At 70.8% G+C, this 21,840-nt stretch carries 21 protein-coding genes and 1 pseudogene; 3 read left to right on the plus strand and 19 right to left on the minus strand.

Going from position 1 to position 21,840, the window contains the following annotated elements; genetic code table 11:
- Positions 1–14: 14 nt before the first annotated feature.
- The 7 genes from odhB to zapE all read right to left on the minus strand — a co-directional run bounded on the left by odhB (position 15) and on the right by zapE (position 9,215).
- Complete coding sequence (odhB, locus tag ACVMLK_RS06790; protein ID WP_198366514.1) at positions 15–1,271, minus strand: 2-oxoglutarate dehydrogenase complex dihydrolipoyllysine-residue succinyltransferase; 1,257 nt, start codon at positions 1,269–1,271, stop codon at positions 15–17.
- 41 nt (positions 1,272–1,312) lie between these two features.
- Positions 1,313–4,201 (minus strand): 2-oxoglutarate dehydrogenase E1 component, encoded by a 2,889-nt coding sequence (locus ACVMLK_RS06795; protein WP_457485958.1) that lies wholly within the window; start codon positions 4,199–4,201, stop codon positions 1,313–1,315.
- A gap of 196 nt (positions 4,202–4,397) precedes the next feature.
- On the minus strand, positions 4,398–5,282 hold the full coding sequence (sucD, locus tag ACVMLK_RS06800) for a succinate--CoA ligase subunit alpha (protein ID WP_198366512.1): 885 nt from the start codon (positions 5,280–5,282) through the stop codon (positions 4,398–4,400).
- Position 5,283: 1 nt separating this feature from the next.
- Positions 5,284–6,480 (minus strand): ADP-forming succinate--CoA ligase subunit beta, encoded by a 1,197-nt coding sequence (sucC, locus tag ACVMLK_RS06805; protein ID WP_198366511.1) that lies wholly within the window; start codon positions 6,478–6,480, stop codon positions 5,284–5,286.
- A 12-nt stretch (positions 6,481–6,492) separates the two neighbouring features.
- Positions 6,493–7,446: a malate dehydrogenase gene (mdh, locus tag ACVMLK_RS06810; RefSeq protein ID WP_198366510.1), complete on the minus strand. Its 954-nt coding sequence runs from the start codon at positions 7,444–7,446 to the stop codon at positions 6,493–6,495.
- Between the two features lie 142 nt (positions 7,447–7,588).
- The gene (locus tag ACVMLK_RS06815) at positions 7,589–7,996 is read right to left on the minus strand and encodes a hypothetical protein (protein ID WP_457485959.1); all 408 of its coding nucleotides are present in this window, start codon (positions 7,994–7,996) and stop codon (positions 7,589–7,591) included.
- A 31-nt stretch (positions 7,997–8,027) separates the two neighbouring features.
- Positions 8,028–9,215, minus strand: coding sequence for a cell division protein ZapE (gene zapE, locus ACVMLK_RS06820; protein WP_457485960.1), 1,188 nt, complete (start codon positions 9,213–9,215; stop codon positions 8,028–8,030).
- 178 nt (positions 9,216–9,393) lie between these two features.
- Between zapE and ACVMLK_RS06825 the strand changes: the two genes are divergently transcribed.
- Entirely contained in the window at positions 9,394–9,660 is a 267-nt protein-coding gene (locus ACVMLK_RS06825) for a DUF2171 domain-containing protein (protein ID WP_422923109.1), read from the plus strand.
- A gap of 72 nt (positions 9,661–9,732) precedes the next feature.
- Here the strand turns inward: ACVMLK_RS06825 and ACVMLK_RS06830 are convergent, their stop codons facing one another.
- The 6 genes from ACVMLK_RS06830 to ACVMLK_RS06855 all read right to left on the minus strand — a co-directional run bounded on the left by ACVMLK_RS06830 (position 9,733) and on the right by ACVMLK_RS06855 (position 14,883).
- A complete protein-coding gene (locus ACVMLK_RS06830; protein ID WP_198366506.1) occupies positions 9,733–10,515 on the minus strand; it encodes a succinate dehydrogenase iron-sulfur subunit in 783 nt (260 codons plus the stop codon).
- Between the two features lie 15 nt (positions 10,516–10,530).
- Complete coding sequence (gene sdhA / locus ACVMLK_RS06835) at positions 10,531–12,339, minus strand: succinate dehydrogenase flavoprotein subunit (RefSeq protein ID WP_457485961.1); 1,809 nt, start codon at positions 12,337–12,339, stop codon at positions 10,531–10,533.
- 98 nt (positions 12,340–12,437) lie between these two features.
- A complete protein-coding gene (sdhD, locus tag ACVMLK_RS06840; protein WP_198366504.1) occupies positions 12,438–12,836 on the minus strand; it encodes a succinate dehydrogenase, hydrophobic membrane anchor protein in 399 nt (132 codons plus the stop codon).
- Positions 12,837–12,840: 4 nt separating this feature from the next.
- Positions 12,841–13,287 (minus strand): succinate dehydrogenase, cytochrome b556 subunit, encoded by a 447-nt coding sequence (gene sdhC / locus ACVMLK_RS06845; RefSeq protein WP_198366503.1) that lies wholly within the window; start codon positions 13,285–13,287, stop codon positions 12,841–12,843.
- A gap of 156 nt (positions 13,288–13,443) precedes the next feature.
- Positions 13,444–13,749, minus strand: coding sequence for a hypothetical protein (locus ACVMLK_RS06850; RefSeq protein ID WP_457485962.1), 306 nt, complete (start codon positions 13,747–13,749; stop codon positions 13,444–13,446).
- Between the two features lie 111 nt (positions 13,750–13,860).
- Positions 13,861–14,883, minus strand: coding sequence for an aspartate-semialdehyde dehydrogenase (locus tag ACVMLK_RS06855; RefSeq protein WP_198366501.1), 1,023 nt, complete (start codon positions 14,881–14,883; stop codon positions 13,861–13,863).
- A 194-nt stretch (positions 14,884–15,077) separates the two neighbouring features.
- Between ACVMLK_RS06855 and ACVMLK_RS06860 the strand changes: the two genes are divergently transcribed.
- Positions 15,078–15,503, plus strand: coding sequence for a DUF1489 family protein (locus tag ACVMLK_RS06860; RefSeq protein WP_457485963.1), 426 nt, complete (start codon positions 15,078–15,080; stop codon positions 15,501–15,503).
- 142 nt (positions 15,504–15,645) lie between these two features.
- Entirely contained in the window at positions 15,646–15,873 is a 228-nt protein-coding gene (locus tag ACVMLK_RS06865; RefSeq protein WP_198366498.1) for a hypothetical protein, read from the plus strand.
- Positions 15,874–16,014: 141 nt separating this feature from the next.
- Here the strand turns inward: ACVMLK_RS06865 and ACVMLK_RS06870 are convergent, their stop codons facing one another.
- The 6 genes and pseudogenes from ACVMLK_RS06870 to ACVMLK_RS06895 all read right to left on the minus strand — a co-directional run.
- Complete coding sequence (locus tag ACVMLK_RS06870; protein WP_422923095.1) at positions 16,015–16,656, minus strand: NADH-quinone oxidoreductase subunit B family protein; 642 nt, start codon at positions 16,654–16,656, stop codon at positions 16,015–16,017.
- A 16-nt stretch (positions 16,657–16,672) separates the two neighbouring features.
- Positions 16,673–18,208 (minus strand): hydrogenase large subunit, encoded by a 1,536-nt coding sequence (locus ACVMLK_RS06875; protein ID WP_457485964.1) that lies wholly within the window; start codon positions 18,206–18,208, stop codon positions 16,673–16,675.
- Complete coding sequence (locus ACVMLK_RS06880; RefSeq protein ID WP_457485965.1) at positions 18,205–19,692, minus strand: proton-conducting transporter transmembrane domain-containing protein; 1,488 nt, start codon at positions 19,690–19,692, stop codon at positions 18,205–18,207. The genes ACVMLK_RS06875 and ACVMLK_RS06880 overlap by 4 nt, the downstream gene beginning before the upstream one ends.
- Positions 19,689–20,369 carry a hydrogenase-4 component E gene (locus ACVMLK_RS06885; RefSeq protein ID WP_457485966.1) on the minus strand — a complete coding sequence of 227 codons (681 nt, stop codon included), beginning with the start codon at positions 20,367–20,369 and terminating at the stop codon, positions 19,689–19,691. The genes ACVMLK_RS06880 and ACVMLK_RS06885 overlap by 4 nt, the downstream gene beginning before the upstream one ends.
- A gap of 10 nt (positions 20,370–20,379) precedes the next feature.
- The gene (locus ACVMLK_RS06890) at positions 20,380–21,339 is read right to left on the minus strand and encodes a respiratory chain complex I subunit 1 family protein (RefSeq protein WP_457485967.1); all 960 of its coding nucleotides are present in this window, start codon (positions 21,337–21,339) and stop codon (positions 20,380–20,382) included.
- Positions 21,336–21,840, minus strand: a pseudogene (locus tag ACVMLK_RS06895) (hypothetical protein); the annotation flags it as partial. The pseudogene ACVMLK_RS06895 and the gene ACVMLK_RS06890, both read right to left, overlap by 4 nt.

Below are 21,840 nucleotides of genomic sequence, written 5' to 3' on the forward strand. Positions count from 1 at the left end.
GGCCGCCACGCGGATCAGAGGTCGAGCAACAGGCGCCGCGGATCCTCGATGCTTTCCTTGACGCGCACCAGGAAGGACACGGCCTCCTTCCCGTCGACGATGCGGTGGTCGTAGGACAGCGCCAGGTACATCATCGGGCGGATCTCGATCTTGCCGCCCACCACCATCGGGCGCTCCTGGATCTTGTGCATGCCCAGGATGCCCGACTGCGGCGGGTTCAGGATCGGCGTCGACATCAGCGAGCCGTAGATGCCGCCATTGGTGATGGTGAAGGAGCCACCCGAAAGCTCCTCCAGCTTCAGCTGGCCGTCACGGGCGCGCTTGCCGAAGTTGGAGATGCTCTTCTCGATCTCTGCGAAGGACATCTGGTCGGCGTTCTTCAGCACCGGCACGACCAGGCCGGAGGGGCCGCCCACCGCGATGCCCATGTGCACGAAGTTCTTGTAGACCAGCTCGTCGCCGTCGATCTCGGCATTGACCGCCGGATAGTCCTTCAGCGCCGCCACGCAGGCCTTCACGAAGAAGGACATGAAGCCGAGCTTGGTGCCGAGCTTCTTCTCGAAGGCGTCCTTGTACTCGGACCGCAACGCCATCACGGCCGTCATGTCCACCTCGTTGAAGGTGGTCAGCATGGCGGCGGTGTTCTGCGCCTCCTTCAGCCGGTTGGCGATGGTCTTGCGCAGGCGGGTCATCTTCACCCGCTCCTCGCCGCCCTCCAGGGGGCGCGGCGCCTTGGCGGCGGGCTTCGGCGCCTCGGGGGCGGGGCGGGAGAGGAAGGCCTGCACGTCGCCCTTGCTGACCCGGCCGTCCTTGGCGGTGCCGGTGCCGATCTGCTCGGCGGTGAGGCTGTTCTCCTCCATCATCTTGGCGGCGGCCGGCAGCGGCGCATGGCCGCTGCCCCCCGGGCGCGACACCGGGCCGCTCTCCTGGCGCGGCGCCTCCACCTTCGGAGCGGCGCCACCGGCGGGCTTGTCCGTGGGCTTCTCCGCCGGCTTCTCGGTCGCCTTGGGGGAAACCTTCCCGGCGCCCGCGCCGTCGCCCGCGGCGATGGTGCCGAGCAGCGCACCCGGCTCGACCTCGGCGCCCTCATCGGCGCTGATCGCCTCCAGCACCCCGGCGGCGGGGGCATTCACCTCCACCGTGACCTTGTCCGTCTCCAGCTCCACCAGCGGCTCATCGGCTGCCACCGCCTCGCCGGCCTTCTTCATCCAGCGCGCCACGGTGGCGCTGGTCACGCTCTCGCCCAGGGTCGGAACCAGGATCTCGGTCATGTATCGTCTCGCTTCTTTACCGGTGCGTGCTCGCAATAACGTCAGGACAGGCTGAGCGCTTCACGCACCAGGGCTTCCTGCTGCTGCTGATGAACCTTGGCCGAACCCGTCGCGGGGCTCGCCGCCTCCTCGCGGCCGACATAGACGGGGCGCGTCGCCTTGCCGCCCAGCGCCTTCAGCACCTTCTCGATCCGCCGGTCCACGAAGGTCCAGGCGCCCATGTTCTCGGGCTCCTCCTGGCACCACACGACCTCGGCATTCCTGTACTCGCCCAGAACGCGGGCCAGGCTGTTCTTCGGGAAGGGATACATCTGCTCCAGACGGACGATGGCCACGTCCTTCACGCCCTTGTCGCGCCGCTCCTGCAGCAGATCGTAATAGACCTTGCCGGTGCAGAGCACGACGCGCTTCACCTGGTCCGGCGCGGCGATGGCATCGGTCTCAGGGATCACGGTCTGGAACGTGCTGCCGGGCGCGAAATCGGCCAGGCTGCTCACCGCCAGCTTGTGGCGCAGCAACGACTTCGGCGTCATCACCACCAGCGGCTTGCGGTAGTTGCGCTTCAGCTGGCGGCGCAGGGCGTGATAGTAGTTGGCCGGGGTGGTGAAGTTGCAGACGGCCATGTTGCGCTCGGCGCACAGCTGCAGGTAGCGCTCCAGCCGGGCGGAGGAATGCTCCGGCCCCTGCCCCTCATAGCCGTGCGGCAGCAGCATCACGAGGCCCGACATCCGCAGCCACTTCGTCTCGGCGCTGGCGATGAACTGGTCGATCACCACCTGCGCGCCGTTGGCGAAGTCGCCGAACTGCGCTTCCCACAGCACCAGGGTCTGCGGATCGGCCAGGGTATAGCCGTAGTCGAAGCCCAGCACGCCCATCTCGGAGAGCAGCGAGTTGAAGGCCTCCATCCGCGCCTGACCGTCGCGGATGTTGTTCAGCGGCATGTATTCGGCCTGGTTGGTCTGATCGACCAGCACGCAGTGCCGGTGGCTGAAGGTGCCGCGCTGCACGTCCTCCCCCGAGAGGCGGACGCGGTGTCCCTCGATCAGCAGCGAGCCGAAGGCCAGGGCCTCGCCGGTCGCCCAGTCGATCCCCTCGCCCGTCTCGATGGCGTTCCGCTTCGCCTCGAGCTGGCGGACGATCTTGGAATTGGCGTTGAAGCCCTCCGGCAGGCGCGCCAGCGCGGCGCCGATCTCGCGCAGCGTGTCGAGCGCCACGGCGGTGCCGTCCTCCTTCTCGGCATCCTCCGAGCCGGCGGCCTTCAGCCCGGACCAGTGCCCCTCCAGCCAGTCGGCCTTGTTGGGCTTGAAGGTCTGGGCCGCCTGGTAGGCCTCCTCCATCTGGACGTTGAAGGCATCCAGCATGGCCTTGCCGTCCTCGGCCGGCACGTCGCCGGACTTGGCCAGACGCTCGGCGTAGAGCGTGCGGGTGGTCGGCGTCTGCTTGATCCGGGCGTACATCAGCGGCTGCGTGAAGGCCGGCTCGTCCGTCTCGTTGTGGCCATGCCGGCGGTAGCAGACAATGTCCAGCACCACATCGGCGCCGAACTTCATCCGGTACTCCGCCGACATCCGGGCGCAGAACACCACCGCCTCGGGATCGTCGCCGTTGACGTGCAGGATCGGCGCCTGCACCGACTTGGCCACGTCCGTGCAATAAAGGCCGGAATAGGCATGCAGCGGCACGGTGGTGAAGCCGATCTGGTTGTTCACCACGACATGCACGGTGCCGCCGGTGCGGTAGCCAATGAGCTGGCTCATCGCCAGCGTCTCATAGACCACGCCCTGGCCGGCGAAGGCGGCGTCGCCATGCAGCAGGATGCCCATGACGCTGCGGCGGCCCTTGGTGTCGCCCGCCATGTCCTGGCGCGCGCGCACCTTGCCGACCACCACCGGATCGACGACCTCGAGATGCGAGGGGTTGGGCTGCAGCGAGAGATGGACCTGCCGGCCCTCGATCTCGATGTCGGTCGAGGTGCCGAGGTGATACTTCACGTCGCCCGAGCCCTGGACATCGTCCGGGTTGGCCATCACGCCCTTGAACTCGGCGAAGACCTGGGTGAAGGGCTTCTTCACCACGTTCACCAGGGTGTTCAACCGGCCGCGATGCGGCATGCCGATCGCGATCTCGTCCACACCCTCCTTCGCCGCGGCGGCGATGATGGTCTGCAGCGCGGGGATCGTCACTTCGCCGCCCTCGAGACCGAAGCGCTTGGTGCCGACATACTTGCGGGCGCAGAAGGCCTCGAAGCCCTCGGCCTCGGTCAACTGCTGCAGGATGGAGCGCTTGGCATCCGCGTCGAAGATCCGGGACCAGGGCGCGCCCTCGACCTTCTGCTGAATCCAGGCCTTCTGCTCCGGGTCCTGGATGTGCATGAACTCGACGCCGATCGGGCCGCAATAGGTGGCGCGGAGGATCTGCACGATCTCGCGCAGCGTCGCCGTCTCGCGTCCCAGCACCCGGTCAATGAAGATCGGCCGGTCCATGTCGGCTTCGGTGAAGCCGTAGGTCGCCGGATCCAGCTCCGGATGCGGCTTGGGCGTCTGCAGGTGCAGCGGGTCGAGCTTCGCTTCCAGATGCCCGCGCACGCGATAGGCGCGGATCAGCATCAGGGCGCGAAGCGAATCCTGCGCCTGCCGGCGGGCCGCGGCGGGATCGAGGCCGCCGGCCTTGCCCGCCGCCTTCGCATCCGCCTTGCCATCCGTCCGGGCGGCCTCGGGCTCGGGCGCGAAGCCCCCGCGCGGGCGGGGCGCCCATGAGGCGCCCGTGGCGTCGTGCAGCACCGAGCGGGCATCGTCATTGAGGGCCGCGAAGAGCTCCTGGAAGGAGGTGTCCACGCTGTCCGGATTTTCCACCCAGCGCGCATAGAGGTCGGCGAGGAAGGTGGCATTCGCCCCCGTCATCGCGCTTGCCAGGATGTCGATACCGGCCATCATCTCCTCCTCGCCCGCACCACCATCGGGCGGGGCGGTGTCTCACGGTCTCAGGTGCCACAAAAGGCAGCGCCGCCCCCGATATAGGGACGGCGCTCTGGAAGATAGTACATTGGCGCAGATTCTTGCAGAGGCGCATGCCGGACCCGCATGGCGGGCCCGTATCGCCGCAAGGATTGCTGCGCCGCAGCAAACATCAGCCGCGCAGGGCCTTCACCATGGTCGAGCCCAGGGCGGCGGGGCTTTCGGCGACATGGATGCCGGCCGTCCGCATGGCGTCCATCTTCGCCGCCGCCGTGTCCTTGCCGCCGGAGATGACGGCGCCGGCATGACCCATGCGGCGGCCCGGAGGCGCCGTGGCGCCGGCGATGAAGCCGACCACCGGCTTGGCCTTCGGCCCCTTGTTCTCGCGCGCCAGGAACTCGGCCGCCTCGATCTCCGACTGGCCGCCGATCTCGCCGATCATGACGATCGACTGCGTCTCGGGATCGGCCAGGAACATCTCCAGCACCTCGGTGAAGTCGGTGCCCTTCACCGGGTCGCCGCCGATGCCCACGCAGGTGGACTGGCCGAGGCCCGCCGAGGTGGTCTGCGCCACCGCCTCATAGGTCAGCGTCCCCGAGCGGGAGACGATGCCGACCGAGCCGCGCTTGTGGATATGGCCCGGCATGATGCCGATCTTGCAGGCGTCCGGAGTGATCACGCCCGGGCAGTTGGGGCCGATCAGCCGCGACTTCGAGCCGGACAGCGCCCGCTTCACCTTCACCATGTCGAGCACCGGGATGCCCTCGGTGATGCAGACAATCAGCGGGATCTCGGCGTCGATCGCCTCCAGGATGGAATCGGCCGCGAAGGGCGGCGGCACGTAGATGACCGAGGCGGTGGCCCCGGTCCTCTCCGCGCATTCGGCCACGGTGTTGAAGACCGGGAGGTTCAGGTGGGTCTGCCCGCCCTTGCCCGGCGTCACGCCGCCGACATACTTCGAGCCGTAGGCGATGCCCTGCTCGGCATGGAAGGTGCCCTGGGCTCCGGTGAAGCCCTGGGTCATGACCTTGGTGTTCGCGTCGACCAGGATGGCCATCTTACTTGGCTCCCTTCACGGCGGCGACCACCTTCTCGGCGGCGTCGGCCAGGTTGTCGGCCGGGATGATCTTCAGGCCGCTCTCGGCCAGGATCCGCTTGCCCAGCTCGACATTCGTGCCCTCGAGGCGCACGACCAGCGGCACCGACAGGGTCAGGTTCTTCGCCGCCTGCACCACGCCGGTCGCGATCATGTCGCACTTGGCGATGCCGCCGAAGATGTTGACGAGGATCGCCTTGACGTTGCTGTCCGAGGTGATGATGCGGAAGGCTTCCGTCACGCGGTCGGCCGTCGCCGTGCCGCCGACATCGAGAAAGTTCGCCGGCGAGGAGCCATAGAGCTTGATGATGTCCATCGTCGCCATGGCGAGGCCGGCGCCGTTCACCATGCAGCCGATCTCGCCGTCGAGCGCGACGTAGTTGAGGTCGTGCTTGACCGCGTCCAGCTCCTTCGGGTCCATCTCGCTGTCATCGCGCAGCGATTCCAGATCCTTGTGGCGGAACAGGGCGTTGTCGTCGAAGGAGACCTTGGCGTCGAGCGCCACCACGTCGCCCGCGCCGGTCACCACCAGCGGGTTGATCTCGACGATGGCGCAGTCGAGCTCGATGAAGGCCGTGTAGAGCGCCGTCACGAACTTGCCGAAGACGCCGACCTGCTTGCCCTCCAGGCCGAGCCCGAAGGCCAGCTTGCGGGCGTGCCAACCGGAGATGCCTGCGGCCGGATCGACCGTGACCTTCAGGATCTTCTCCGGGCTGTGCTCGGCGACCTCCTCGATCTCCATGCCGCCCTCGGTGGAGGCCATGATGATCACGCGCGAGGTCTCGCGGTCCACCAGCAGGGACAGATAGAGCTCCCGCTTGATGTCGCAGCCGTCCTCGACATAGACGCGGCTGACCAGCTTGCCGGCCTCGCCGGTCTGCTTGGTCACCAGCGTCTTGCCGATCATCGCCTCGGCGGCGGCCCGGACGTCCTCGACCGACTTGACGACGCGCACGCCGCCCTTGCCGTTCGGGTCCTCCTTGAAGCGCCCCGCGCCGCGCCCGCCGGCGTGGATCTGGCTCTTCACCACATAGACCGGGCCCGGCAGCTTCCCGGCCGCCTCGGCGGCCTCGTCCGCGGTCCAGGCGACATGGCCATCGAGCACCGCGACGCCGTAGCGCCGCAGCAGCTCCTTGCCCTGATACTCATGGATGTTCATGCGCGGGGTCCTTCAGCCAACCAGCTTCTTGGAGGCATCCAGCAGCTCCTGCACCGCGGCGCAGGACTTCTTGAAGGCGGCGGCCTCGGCCTCGGTGAACTCCACCTCGACGATCCGCTCCACGCCCTTCTCACCGATCACGACCGGCACGCCGACATAGAGATCCTTCACGCCGTACTGGCCGGTCAGCCAGGCGGCGCAGGGCAGGACGCGCTTCTTGTCCTTCAGGTAGCTCTCCGCCATGGCGATGGCGGAGGCCGCCGGCGCGTAGAAGGCCGAGCCCTTCTCCAGCAGCTTGACGATCTCGCCGCCGCCATTGGCGGTGCGCGCCACGATGGCGTCGATCTTCTCCTGGGTGGACCAGCCCATCTTCACCAGGTCGGGCACCGGGATGCCGGCCACGGTGGAATAGCGGGTCAGCGGCACCATGGTGTCGCCATGGCCGCCGAGCACGAAGGCGGTCACGTCCTCGACCGAGACGTTGAACTCCTGCGCCAGGAACAGGCGGAAGCGGGCGCTGTCCAGCACGCCGGCCATGCCGACGACCTTCTCGGGCGGCAGGCCGGACTTCTGCTGCATCACCCAGACCATCGCGTCGAGCGGGTTGGTGATGACGATGACGAAGGCGTCCGGGCAGTGCTGCTTGATGCCCTCGGCCACCTGGGCGATGACGCCGGCGTTCTTGGCCACCAGGTCGTCGCGGCTCATGCCGGGCTGGCGCGGGAAGCCGGCGGTGACGATCACCACATCCGAGCCGGCGATGGCGGCATAGTCGCTGCCGCCGGACATGGCGCTGTCGAAGCCATCCACAGGGCCGGACTGCATGATGTCCAGGGCCTTGCCGGCCGCGACGCCGCCGAACACGTCGAACAGGACGACGTCGCCCAGTTCCTTGAGGCCGATCAGGTGGGCGAGCGTGCCACCGATGTTGCCGGCGCCGATCAGCGCAATCTTCTTGCGGGCCATACAGAGGCTCCTTCCCGAGCTGACGATGGGAGGCGAATTCCGGAGAACGTGCAGCGGCTACCTACTCCGCCCCACCGGGGCGGGCAAGGCGGGCCAGCGCCAAATAGCGTGGCTCCCGAGGCGGATCAGATCACGTCATCCGTCAGAGCGGAAGGCAGCGAACCACATCATCGTGACCGCGCGCCAGGGTGGAAATGGTCCCCACCGGACACTCGCGCTGCGTTCCGCTGGCCAGCGGCAGCCCGGCCTGCCAGGAGCCCGAGGCCATGACCTGCCGCCGCGCCGGCGCCTTGGCCTGCGGACGGAGCCGGGTGCCGGGGGCGATCAGCTGTCCCGGCCGCGCCACCACGGCCCGGTAGTTGCCGGCAGCCGGGCGGGACGCGTTGCGCGAGGCCGACGCGGTCTGCCGGGATGCCGAGCGGGCGGGATGGGCGGCCTTGGAGGATTTGCTGGCTGCGGCCTCGCGGCCGGCGGCCTCGGCCGGAGGCGCGGCCGCCGTCGCGATGGCGGCCGCCATCAGGCCGAGCAGGCAGAGCGGGATCAGGCGCATCGTCGGCTCCTTTTTTCCGCCCGCCGCAACCTCATGTGAGATGCGGCAGGCCGAGATAATCGTGGCTTTGCATTTCGACCAGGCGCGAGGCGGTCCGCTGGAACATCGCCGCGTTCTCGCCCTGCTCGTAGAGACGGTCCGGCACCGCGGCGGCGGAGGCCACCAGCTTGCAGCGGTGCTCGTAGAGCGTGTCGATCAGGGTGATGAAGCGCCGCGCCCGGTCGAAATTGTCCGGCCCCAGGCGCGGCACCCCGTCCAGCACCAGGGTGTGGTAGTGGGTCGCGAGGGCCAGGTAGTCGGCCGGTCCCAGCGGCTTGCCGCAGAGGTCGTCGAATTCGGCCCGCGCCACGCCGCCCACCGCCTGCGGGATCTCGACACGGCGGCCCAGCACGCTGATCACCTCGGGCTCGCCGCGCGGCCGGCCGGTCAGCTCCTTGAAGGCGGCGTCGAGCGCCCGCTCGGCCCGCCCGTCGGCGGGCACGTGCCAGGTCGGCAGGCCCTGGATGCGGTCGCGCCGGTAATCCTGCGCCGACTGCAGCTGCAGAACCGCCACGTGCTTCTTGATCAGGGCGATGAAGGGCAGGAACGCATCCCGCCCTGGCCGCCCCTTGAAGAGGTCGTCCGGCGCGGTGTTCGAGGTGGCGACGATGACGGTGCCGCGCGCGAAAAGGGCCTCGAAGAGCCGCCCCAGGATCATCGCATCGGCGATGTCATGGACCTGGAACTCGTCGAAGCAGAGCAGCGAGGCTTCGGCCAGGATCTGGTCGGCCAGCGGCGGGATCGGGTCGGCCGTGTCGCCATGCTGCCTCTTCCAGGCATGGATGCGCTGATGCGACTGCTGCATGAACTGGTGGAAGTGGATGCGCTTCTTCCGCGGCACGTCGGCGCAGGCGAAGAAGAGATCCATCAGCATGGACTTCCCGCGGCCAACCTCGCCCACCAGATAAAGGCCGCGCGGCGCGTCGCCCGGCGCCTCGTCCACCGGCTTGCGGCGGAAGAAGCGGCTCATGAAACCGCCACCCTCCTTGCCGGGCTCCTCATGCCGGGGCTCGTACCCGCGGGTGCGGCGCCAGAGGTCCTGCAGGGTCTCGGCGGCCAGGGCCTGGGCGGAGTCGGAACGCAGTTCGCCCGCCGCAACCTTCGCGCGATAGGCGGGAAGCGGTCCGTCGGCGGTGGATGGAGCGGTCGGCGCCGCCCCCGGCATCGTCGGGCCAAGCATCGCGTTGCGGCATAAAGGTTAATACCCGGCTCGGCAAGACGGGATGTTAGCCAACGGAGCTCATACGGCACATGAGCCGTGAGAGTGATATCTATGTTTTCTCGGACTTTTTAAGCATCCCTTCCTCGCGCCGTTCGTTAACGTGACGCGATCGAAGCAATGATTGAGGAGAGCCACAATGATCGACAAGTCCAAAATCACCGAACACGCCGAAATCCTGGGCTCCTGCGGCCGCCATGTTGGCACCGTGGACCATGTCGAGGGCGATTTCATCAAGCTAACCCGCTCGGATTCCGAGGACGGCCAGCACCATTACCTGCCGATCTCCGCCGTCGCCTCCGTGGAGGAGGGGAAGGTGATCACGACCATGAACCATCAGGCCGCGCGCTCCCTGCTGCAGGACAGTCCGGAGGCGGGGCTGGGGGCCGATCCGACCCTCGGCTGAAGCCGGCCGGAAAAAGGAAAGGCCTGCCGGTCTCCCGGCAGGCCTTGTCCGTCGTCGCCGGCGTCGCGGGCCTCAGCCCTGGCGCTCGATCATCAGCTCCTTGATCTTGCCGATGGCCTTGGCGGGGTTCAGCCCCTTTGGACAGGTCGCGGTGCAGTTCATGATGGTGTGGCAGCGGTAGAGGCGGAACGGGTCCTCGAGATTGTCGAGGCGCTCGCCCGCATACTCGTCACGGGAATCCGCGATCCAACGATAGGCCTGCAGCAGCACGGCCGGGCCGAGGTAGCGGTCGCCGTTCCACCAGTAGGAGGGGCAGGCGGTGGAGCAGCAGAAGCACAGGATGCACTCCCACAGCCCGTCCAGCTTGGCGCGCTCCTCCTTGGACTGGCGGCGCTCCTCATCCGGCGGCGCCGGCGTATCGGACTTCAGCCAGGGCTCGACCGAGCGGAGCTGCGCGTAGATATGCGTCAGGTCCGGCACCAGGTCCTTCACCACCGGCATGTGCGGCAGCGGCGTGACCCGCACGTCCTTCTTCACATCCTCGATCGGCTTCAGGCAGGCGAGGGTGTTCATCCCGTCGATGTTCATCGCGCAGGAGCCGCAGATCCCCTCGCGGCAGGAGCGCCGGAAGGTCAGCGTGGTGTCCACCTCGTTCTTGATCTTGATCAGCGCGTCCAGCACCATCGGGCCGCACTTGTCGAGATCGATCTCGTAGGTGTCGTAGCGCGGGTTCTCCCCCGTGTCGGGGTCGAACCGGTAGATCTTGAAGGACTTGACGTTCTTCGCGCCCGGCTCGGCCGCATAGGTCTTGCCGGTGCCGATGGTCGAGTTCTTGGGCAGGGTGAAAGTGGCCATGATCCCGCTCCTTCCTCAGTAGACGCGCGGCTTGGGCGGGAAGACCTGAACCTCGTTGGTGAGGGTCCGCATCTTCACGTCGCGGTAGTCGAGGGAAACATCGTACTTCTCGTTCACGCGGGCGAGAGTGTGCTTCATCCAGTTCGCGTCGTCGCGCTCCGGATAGTCCTCATGCGCGTGGGCGCCACGGCTCTCGTGCCGTGCCTCGGCGCCGACCACCGTGGTCAGCGCGTTGCCGATCAGGTTGTCCAGCTCCAGCGCCTCGACCAGGTCGCTGTTCCAGATCAGGCTGCGGTCGGCGATGCGGATATCGGCATAGCCGGCGGCGACCTTGTCCATCTTCTCCACGCCTTCCTTCAGCAGCTCGGCGGTGCGGAAGACGGCGGCATGGGTCTGCATGGTGCGCTGCATGTTGAGGCGCAGATCGGCGACCGAGGTATCGCCCTTGGCGTAGCGCACCCGGTCGAGCCGCTCGAGCGAGGCCTCGCCGGCCTTGGGCGGCAGCGGCGCCTGGGTCGCGCCCGGCTTGACGGTCTCGGCGGCGCGCAACGCGGCGGCGCGGCCGAAGACCACGAGATCGAGCAGCGAGTTGGTGCCGAGGCGGTTGGCGCCGTGCACCGAGACCGAGGCCGCCTCGCCCACCGCCATCAGCCCGGGCACCACCTTGTCCTGGTCGGTGCCGGTCGCGGCCAGCACCTCGCAGTGGATGTTCGTCGGGATGCCGCCCATGTTGTAGTGGACGGTGGGCAGCATCGGGATCGGCTCCTTGGTCACGTCCACGCCGGCGAAGATCTTCGCGGTCTCGGAAATGCCCGGCAGCCGCTCGTGCAGCAGGTCGGCGCCCAGGTGCTCCAGATGCAGGTGGATGTGGTCCTTGTGCGGGCCGACGCCCCGCCCCTCGCGGATCTCCATCGACATGGCGCGGGAGACGACGTCGCGGGACGCCAGGTCCTTCGCCGTCGGCGCGTAGCGCTCCATGAAGCGCTCACCCTCGGAATTGGTGAGGTAGCCGCCCTCGCCCCGCGCGCCCTCGGTGACGAGGCAGCCGGAGCCGTAGATGCCGGTCGGGTGGAACTGCACGAACTCGTTGTCCTGCAGCGGCAGGCCGGCGCGCAGCACCATGCCGCCGCCATCGCCCGTGCAGGTGTGCGCCGAGGTGCAGGAGAAATAGGCGCGGCCATAGCCGCCGGTGGCGAGCACCGTCGTCTGGGCGCGGAAGCGATGGATCGAGCCATCCTCCAGGCACCAGGCGATGACGCCGCGGCAGGCGCCCTCCTCCATGATCAGGTCGAGGGCGAAGTACTCGACGAAGAACTCGCAGTTGTGCTTCAGCGACTGCTGGTAGAGCGTGTGCAGGATGGCATGGCCGGTGCGGTCGGCGGCGGCGCAGGCGCGCATCGCCGGCGTCTTGCCGTAGTTCTGCATGTGGCCGCCGAAGGGCCGCTGGTAGATGCGGCCGTCCTCGGTGCGGCTGAAGGGCACGCCGAAGTGCTCCAGCTCGATGATCGCCGGCACCGCCTCGCGGCACATGTACTCGATGGCGTCCTGGTCGCCCAGCCAGTCCGACCCCTTCACGGTGTCGTACATGTGCCAGCGCCAGTCGTCCTCGCCCATGTTGCCGAGCGCCGCGCCGACGCCACCCTGCGCCGCCACGGTGTGGCTGCGGGTCGGGAAGACCTTGGTGATGCAGGCGGTTTTCAGCCCCGCGGCACCCATGCCGAAGGTCGCGCGCAACCCGGCGCCGCCCGCCCCCACGACCACCACGTCATAGGTGTGGTCCACGATGCGGTAGGCGCCTGAGGAAGGCATGGTGATCGCGTTCATCGTCCCGATCTTCCGTTACTGGCTCGGCGCGCGAAGGGGGCGCCCGATTGTGCAGAGAGCAATCGCCAGGGGCGCGCCCGGCCGGGCGGCCCCGGCGCTCAGATGGCGATCTTCAGCACCGCCACCGCCGAGAGCACGGCGAGCAGCAGGCAGGCGCCCTTGATCAGCAGGACCGCGGCGGTGCGCTTCCACTCGTCCGCGACATAATCCTCGATGAGGACCTGCAGGCCGGAGGCGGTGTGATGGAAGGCGATGCCCACGGTCAGCAGCAGCAGCGCGGCGTTCAGCGGGTGGCCGATCCAGGCGATCGTCTCGACGTAGCTGATGCCGCCCATGGTGGCCACCGAGAGGGTGAACCACAGCATCAGCGGCAGCAGCGCGATGGAGGTCACGCGCTGGATCCACCAGTGATGCGAGCCCTGCTTGGCCGAGCCCATGCCGCGCACCCGGCCGAGCGGCGAGCGCATCTGCGCGATGTGAAGCTTCTTGTCGCTCATGTGCTCAGCCCCAGGCGATGATGACGATCAGCCAGGTCAGCACCGTCAGCACCCCGGTGCCGATCAGCACGGCACGGCCGGTGCGGTGGGTCGTCGGCAGGTCGTAGCCGTAGCCGGCATCCCACATCAGGTGCCGGATGCCCGCCAGGGTGTGGTACCAGGCGGCGGCGGAGAGGCCGAAGAGCATCAGCATGCCGAGGAAGGAGCTGAAGAACCACTGGGCGGTGGCGAAGGGGCCGGGCCCGGCGGCGGCGGCCACCAGCCACCAGACCATGAAGAGCAGTCCGCCGGCCCAGATGCTGCCGGTGATGCGGTGCGAGATGGACAGGCCGCTGGTGATCTGCAGCATGTCGTAGACCTGCAGATGCGGCGAGAGAGGGCGGCGGATGACCGTCCCGTCGGTGCGGCGACCCATCATGGTCGCATCGCGCGCGTTGTTCGTAAGGGCCATGGACCGATCCCGCTCCGCGAATGTCGAGGCGCCCAGAAGCCCGCCGGGGCAGCGGCGGGCCAGGGCCTTGTGCACGCACCTTTTATGGCGCGCTGCCACAAAGCGTCAACGCAGGGCAGCCATCTCCGGTGCCACGGCGGCGCGCGGCGAAGCGCCTCAATAGCCGTAGCCACGGCCCTGACGGTATCCTGCTCCCGGAGGCGGGCCGTAGCCGCCGCCGTAATAGGCCGGCGGCGGCCGCTCCGGCGTGGTCGCGGCACCGCCCACGGCGCCGAGCGCGCCACCGATCAGCGCGCCGGTGCCGGCATTGCCGCCGGTCAGCGCGCCCACCCCGGCCCCGGCGCCGGCGCCGCGCCGCCCGCCGCCGATGGCCCTCTGGCCCGGATTGTAGGGATCGGTGCAGCCGGCGAGCGCCAGGCCGAGGCCGGCGAGCAGTCCGAGATGCAACAGGGGCTTGCGCATGGGGTCATCCTCCAGCCGTGTTCACGCCCTGGAGGTTCTGCCGGGATCGCGGCCGGCCGGCGGCGGTACCGGGGCGCCGCCGCCGCAATCGGACACGCTTCCGTGAGCGGCTCAGCGCGCCAGCAGGCCCTGCCGCACCAGCTCCTCGGCGATCTGCACCGCGTTCAGCGCCGCGCCCTTGCGCAGATTGTCGGCGACGCACCAGAAGGCCAGGCCATTCGGCACGGTGGGATCGGCGCGGAGGCGGGAGACGAAGACCGGGTCCTCCCCGGCGATCTCGACCTGGGTCGCGTAGCCGCCATCCTCGCGATGGTCGAGCACGGTGATGCCCGGCGCCTCGCGCAGCGCCTTCCAGGCCTGCTGCACCGTGATGGGCCGCTCGAACTCGGCATGCACCGCCTCGCCATGGCCGATGAAGACCGGCACGCGGACGCAGGAGGCCACCACCTGGATGTCGGGGTCGAGGATCTTGCGGGTCTCGACCGCCATCTTCCATTCCTCCTTGGTGAAGCCGTCCTCCATGAACCTGTCGATATGGGGGATGCAGTTGAAGGCGATGGGCTTGGTGAAGACCTCGGGCGAGGCCGCGTCATTGACGAAGACGCCGCGGGTCTGGGTGAAGAGCTCGTCCATCGCCTCCTTCCCGGCGCCGGAGACCGACTGGTAGGTGGCGACCACCACGCGCCGCAGCCGGGCCATCTCGTGCAGCGGCTTCAGCGCCACCACCATCTGGATGGTCGAGCAGTTCGGATTGGCGATGATGTTGCGCTTGCGGAAGCCCTTCAGCGCCTGCGGATTGACCTCGGGGACCACCAGGGGCACGTCCGGCTCCATGCGGAACTGGCTGGTGTTGTCGATCACCACGCAGCCCGCGGCGGCGGCGCGCGGCGCATGGATGGCGGAGACCGAGGCGCCCGGCGAGAAGAGGCCGATATCGACGCCCTCGAAATCGAAGGTCTCCAGGTTGCGCACCTTCAGCACGGCCCGCTCGCCGAAGGAGACTTCCTGCCCGGCGGAGCGGCCCGAGGCGAGGGCGATCACCTCGCTGACCGGGAATTCCCGTTCGGCGAGGGTCTTGAGGATCTCGCGCCCCACATTGCCGGTGGCGCCGACGACCGCAACCCGGTAGCCCATGCCGCGCATCTCCTTCTCGATGGTTCCCGATGGGCCCGGGTCCCCGGCGATGGCCAGCCGGACCGTCCGGGCAAAAAAGCGCGCTGGCTTAACGCCCGCCGGGCGGATGGCGCAACCGTTTTGAGGGGAGGCCGGTCCGGCCGCGCCGGGGCCCCGCCCTTGCGCCGGCGCCGGCGCGGCGTAGATCATGCGACGTGCTGCATATCCTGAAGCTCTGCGTCGGCCCCCGCGACATCGCCGCCCTCCGCGCCGCCCAGGCGCGGCGCGTGGCGCTGGACCCGCCGCTGCGCCACCTGACCCGCATGGCGCCGAAGCGGGCGGAGGAGATCCTGGAGGGCGGCTCGCTCTACTGGGTGGTGGCGGGCTTCGTCAGCGTGCGCCAGCGCATCCTCGAGATCCGGCAGGAGCCGGGCGCCGACGGCACGCCGCACACCGCCCTGGTGCTGGACCCCGTCCTGACGCCGGTGGCGGCGCGGCCGGTCAAGCCCTTCCAGGGCTGGCGCTACCTGGCCGCCGAGGTGGCGCCGCCCGACCTGGCCGCGGGCGCCACCCCGGCCGAGGGCCTTGCCGACCTGCCGGCGGCGCTGCGGCGCAGCCTGGAGGAGCTCTGCCTGCTCTGACCGGCCCGCTCCGATCGGCCCGCTCCGATCGGCCCGTCTTACGGTTAATTCAGCGCCGGCCCATGCTGGCGAGAGAAGGCCGGCGGCAGAGTATCGGGGACGGACCGCAGGATCGCGGTTCCGCATCAGGATATCGCACAGCATGCTCCGCTCGCTCCGCCTCATGCTCGCCACCCTGGCCCTGGCCGCACCGCTCGCCCTCGCCGGCCACGCCACCCCGGCCGAGGCCCGCACCCCCGCCCGGGCGGAGCAGCAGGCACAGCGCCCCCACGCGGCCAAGCGGCATCACGCCACGGCTCACAAGCGTCATCACCGTCAGCAGGCCCAGGCGCGCCGCGCACCTCGGGCGCCGCGCCCCGCCGCCGGCTGACACGGGTTCGGCGGCGGCCTTATTCCCGGCAGGTCGTCGTCCGACAGGCCGTTCCCGCAGGGAGCGGCCATTCGGGCCGGCTGGAGCGATCCGGCCGGCCCCTTTTCATGCGCCCGCCTGAATGCCCGCCTTGGCGGCCGTTCAGGCGTCCCGCTCCATGCGGGGGCCGGGGGCGCCGGCCTCATCAGGGGGCTCCGGCCCTTCCTCCGGTCCCTCCTCCAGCCTGGGCTCGGCCCTTGGCGGCGGGGCGGCGGGCGGCGGCTCCCGCTGTGCGCCGAGCAGGGCCAGCAGGCCTTCCAGCAGCAGGGTCGGACTCGGCGGGCAGCCGGGGATGACCAGATCGACCGGCAGCACCGCGTCCACCCCGTCCGCCACCGCGTAGCTGCCGGCGAAAAGCCCGCCGCCCAGGGCGCAATCGCCCACCGCCACCACCCATTTCGGCTCCGGCATGGCGGCATGGGTGCGCAGCAGCGCCTCGACCATGTTGCGGCTGGCCGGGCCGGTCGCCAGCAGCACGTCGGCGTGGCGTGGCGAGGCGACGAAGCGGAGCCCGAAGCGCTCGAGGTCGTAGACGGCGCCATGAAGCGCGTTCAGCTCCAGCTCGCAACCGTTGCAGGAACCCGAATCGACATGCCGGATCGCCAGGCTGCGGCCCAGCCGGCGCCGCGCCGCCTGCTCCAGTCGCTCGGACAGGGCGGCGACGGTGGCCTCCGGCGCGGCCGGTGCCGGATCGGTCAGCGGCCGGCGCAGGCCGCGCAGCATGCGGGGCCAGAGCATCGCCATCAGCCGCGCCTCCGTGTCACAGGTCCACCCCGCTATAGGAGGCGTTGAAGGATTTGTTGCACAGCGGGAAGTCGGCCAGGATATTGCCCTCCATCGCCGCCTCCAGCAGCGGCCAGTGCAGCCAGGACGGGTCACGCGGGAAGAGGCCACGGATCAGCCCGGCCTCGTCCAGCGCCATCCAGCAGAAGACCTCGCCGCGGAAGCCCTCCACCAGCCCGATCCCCTCCCCGCCCTTCCCGGGCAGCGGCAGCAGGGTCTCGCCCGGCTCGAGCCGCGCCAGCAGGGTGCCCACCAGCTCCAGGCTCCGCGCCAGCTCCTCGATCCGCACCGCCAGCCGCGCCTCCACATCCCCCGCCGCGGCGCCGGCCACGGCGATCTCGAGGCCGGCATAGGGCGCATAGGGCAGATGCCGCCGGACGTCGAAGTCCCGTCCCGAGGCGCGGCCGACGAAGCCGCCGGCGGCATAGGCGGCGACAAGCTCCGGCCGCGCCACGCCGGTGCCCGCCAGCCGGTCCTGCAGGCTGGCATGCTCCTCGCAGATCCGGCGCAGCGCCGGCAGCTCCGCGCCCACCACGGCGAGCGCCGCCAGCAGCCGGTCCGGTCCGCTCGGCGCGATGTCGATGGAGACGCCGCCGGGCACCAGGCGGTCCATCATCAGCCGGTGGCCGAAGGCGGCGTCGCAGGCGCGCAGCACCCCCTCGCGCAGCGCGCCGAGGCGCGCCTGGGGCCAGAGGAAGGCGGCATCGCCGCAAAGCGCGGCCCAGTCGTTCAGGTGGTTGGCGATACGCTCCAGCTCCGCCATCACGCCGCGCAGCAACAGGGCGCGCGGCGGCGGCACCAGGCTGGTGGCGGCCTCGGCGGCGGCGGCGAAGGCCCAGGCCAGCGCCACGGTGGAATCGCCCGAGATGCGCGCGGCGTAGCGGGCGGCGGCGCGCGGCGTCCTGCCCAGCATCAGGCCGATCAGGCCCCGATGCTTGTAGCCGAGCCGTGCCTCCAGCCGCACCACCGCCTCGCCCTGGACATGGAAGCGGAAATGGCCGGATTCGATGACCCCGGCGTGCACCGGCCCGACCGGCACCTGGTGCACCCCCTCCCCCTCGGCCGGTAGGAAGACCGGCTGCGGCCGCTCGCCACCCACGGGAAGGGCGGGGAGCGGCGCGGCGGCCGCCCCCCCGCCCTGCCCCTGGACGGCGAGCGGGCGCGCGGCGGCCCAGGCGCCGTGGTCGAGCCAGGGCCGGGCATCCACCGCCCCCTCGGCCCTGAGGCCCCAGAGATCGGCGATGGCGCGTTCGAACAGGATGGCGCCGGGGCGCGCGGGGGAAAGGGCGGGATAGGCGCCATCGGCGGCCGCCACGCTGGCCAGCAGCAGCTCGGGGCCCAGGCGGAAGGCGGCGTGCACGGTGCGCGCCTCGGCCCAGAGGGCGAGAAGTTCCAGCGCCGGCTCCTGCCGCAGCGCCGCCGGCAGGGCCGCCCAGCTCGCCGGGTCGAGCCACCAGCGCCAGGGGGTGAGCCGCTGCCCGGCGCGGATCAGGTCGGAGGCCGGCCCCGTCATCCCGCGATCCCCGCCGCCTCGGTCAGCAGCGCCAGCCCCGCCGCCGGGAGGGCGAGGCCGAGCAGCAGCGCCAGCAGCAGATGCAGGTGCAGCGGCAGCAGCGTCGCCCATTCCGCCGCCGGATGGCCGAGCCAGTGGCGCTGGTCCGGCGGCGGCACGCCGGCGCGGCCCGGCCCGAAGCAGAGCGCCTGCAGCACCTTCAGCAGCGCCAGCGCCGCCAGCAGCAGGCCGAGGCCCAGCGGCAGGGCCAGCCAGGGCAGCCGCGTCACCATCTGCTGCATCAGCAGCACCTCGCTGGCGAAGAGGACGAAGGGCGGCAGCCCGGCGGCCGCCAGGATGGCGAGCGCCAGCGACCAGCCGAGCAGGGGATGCGACTCCGCCAGCCCGCCGATCGCGGCGATGCGCTGGCTGCCCTTGATCTGGATGGCGCGGCCGAGACCGAAGAAGACCGCGCTCTTGACCAGCGAATGGCCCAGCAGGTGCAGCATGCCGGCCAGCGCCGCCGGGCCGCCCAGGCCGAAGGCCATGCTGGCCAGCCCCATGTGCTCGATGCTGCTCCAGGCGAAGAGCCGGCGCGCGTCGCGCCGCCGCCACAGCGCGAAGGCGGCCAGCAGCACCGAGGCCAGGCCCATGGCCAGCATCAGCGCCCCCGGCGGCAGCACCTCCGGATTGCCGGAAACCACCGCCCGGGCGCGCAGGATGGCGTGCAGCGCGGTGTTCAGCAACAGGCCGGACAGCACGGCGGAAATCGCCATCGGGCCCTCGGCATGGGCATCGGGGAGCCAGGAATGCAGCGGTGCCAGCCCCGCCTTGGTGCCATAGCCGACCAGCAGGAAGACGAAGGCGAGGCTGAGCAGGCGCGGGTCCGCCTCGGGCGCCATCTGCCGCAGCACGCCGAAGGACAGCGCCGTGGCGCCCCCCTCGCCCAGCGGCTGCGCCGCCAGCGCCAGGGCGATGGTGCCGAACAGCGCCAGGGCGATGCCGGTGCCGCAGAGGACCAGGAACTTCCACGCCGCCTCGATCGAGGCCGGCGTGCGGTGCAGCGCCACCATCAGCACCGTGGCGACGGTCGCCGCCTCGACCGCCACCCACATCACGCCCAGATCCTCGGCCAGCAGCGCCAGGGCATTGGCGCCGAGGAAGACCTGGAAGGCGGCATGGTAGGCGCGCCCGGCGCGCGGGCCGAAACCCTCGCCGCGGATCGTGGCGGCGGAGTAGAGCGCCGTGGTCACGCCGATCACGCCGGCCAGCAGCAGCAGGGGCAGGTTCAGCGCGTCGAGATGCAGCAGTGCCGCCTCGGGGCCGCGCCCGCGCGCCGCCAGCGCCAGGATCAGGCCGAGCTGCGCCGCCGCCAGGGCCAGGTTCAGCCGCGCCGCCAGCCGCTGGGCCGGCAGCAGCGCCAGCAGCGCCGCGCCCGCCAGCGGCAGCAGCGCCACCAGCCAGAGATGCGCGGCCCAAATGGGGATGGACGAGGCCGCGTTCATTCGCGCTCCCCCCGGAAGCGGTGCAGCAGGGAGAGATCGAGGGGCGGATGCCCGCCCGGCAGGTCGTCGCGCAGGCGCAGCACGAAGAAGCCGGCCACGGCCGCCAGCACCAGCACCAGCGCCGCGGAGGACAGCTCCACCACGAGCGGCATGCCGCGCACCCCGGCCGCCGCCAGCACCAGCCCGTTCTCCAGGCTGAGCAGGCCGATGACCACGCTGATGGCGTTGCGCCGCGTCACCATCATCAGCAGGCCGAGCAGCACCACGGAGAGCGCCAGCGCCAGATCCTCCCGCGCCGCCGCCGCGACGGGCCCCGCCCCCGGCGGCACCACCGTCACCGCCAGCGCCACCAGGGCGAGCCCGGCGATCAGGCTGCCGCCGATGCCGAGAGGCGCGTCCACCTCCCGCCGCAGGCCGAGCCGCGCCACCATCCGGCGCAGCGCCAGCGGGATCAGCACGGCCTTGGCGGCGCCGGCCAGCAGGGCGGTGAGATAGAGGGCCGGCGCGCCCTGGGCATGCGCCTGCCAGGCGACGGCGAGCGCCAGCACCGCCCCCTGGGCGGCGAAGGCGGTGATCACGGCGGCGATGCGCCGCTGGTAGAGCAGCAGGAAGGAGAGCAGCAGCACGCCGCCGCCGAGCAGATGCGCCATGTCATAGGAGAGCTGGCCGAAGACCATGCGCCGCGCCTCAGGCCTGGCCGGTGGAAAGGAAGAGGTAGACCGCCGCCAGCATGGCCAGCAGCAGCGCGGCGCCGAGGAACTCCGGCACGCGGAAGACCCGCATCTTGGCGATGGCGCATTCGAAGGCCGCCAGCGCGCCACCCAGCACCGCCAGCTTCGCGCCCCAGGCCGCCAGGCCGAGCAGCCAGGCCAGCGGCCCGGCCCCGGCCGGCGCCGTGCCGAAGGGCAGGAAGATCGCCGCCAGCAGGGCGAGCCAGAGGGTCAGCTGCAGCGCTCCCTGCATCTCCCACAGCGCCAGGTGGCGGCCCGAGGATTCCAGCAGCATGGCCTCGTGCACCATGGTCAGTTCCAGATGCGTGGCGGGATTGTCCACCGGCAGCCGGGCATTCTCGGCCAGGGCCACCGCCATCAGCGCAGCGGCGGCGAGGCCGAGCGAGACACGCAGCCCCTGCCCGCCCTCCTGCAGCACGCCGCCGATCACCTCCGGGCTGGTGCTGCCGGCCAGCAGGGCGAGGCTGATCAGGGCCACCATCAGCGCCGGCTCGGCCAGGGCCGCGAAGCTGGCCGCCCGCGCCGCGCCCAGGCCGCCGAAGGCAGTGCCGACATCCATCCCCTGCAGCACCAGGGCGCAGCGGGCCAGCGCCAGCAGGCCGGCGATCAGGATCAGGTCGGAGAGCGGCGCCAGCGCCATGCCATGCGCGAAGCCCGGCACCAGGGCCGCCGCCACCAGCGTCGCCGCCAGGGCGAGATAGGGCGCGGCGCTGGAGACCGGCGAGGCGTTCTCCGCCAGCACCGGCTGCTTGCGGAGCAGACGGGCGAGGTCGCGCCAGGGCTGCAGGGGCGAGGCGCCGCGATGGCCGGTCAGCCGCGCCTTCAGCCAGCGGACGCCGCCCGCCACCAGCGGCGCCAGCGCCAGCATCAGCACCAGGTGCAGGATCTGCGCCGGCAGGCCGGAAAGGGCGATCATGCCGCGCCCGCCAGGGAGGGCCAGAGGGAGGGCCAGAGGGAGGGCCAAAGGGCGAGCAGCGCCAGCAAGGCGACCAGGGTGCCGAGGGCCAGGCCGATGAACTGCCGGAGGCCGAGGTCGCGCAGCCGCTCCAGCACCGCCGCCACCCTGTCCCTGCCGCGCGCCAGGGGCGCCAGGAGCCAGCGGCCGGCGGGGTCCTCGAAGCGGCTCTCGAACCGGGCCGGCGCCGGGTCGCCCGGGGCGGCGGCGCGCAGATCCTCCTGTGCCGCGAGCAGCGTGGCGCCCAGCATGCGGTGCAGCGGCTGGGCGAAGCCGGCGGCGCTCGGCTGGGTGGCGGGATCGCCGAAGGGCAGATGCGCCGGCGGCGCGGTGAAGCCGCCATCCCAGGGCGGCGCCCGCCGCGAGGGCCAGGGCGAGAGGCGGCGCAGCAGCGCGGCGAGGCCGAGCCCGGCCAGGGCCAGCAGCAGCAGCACCGCCAGCGGCGCATAGTCGGCGGCCGGC

The organism is Teichococcus aerofrigidensis, from assembly GCF_054073225.1.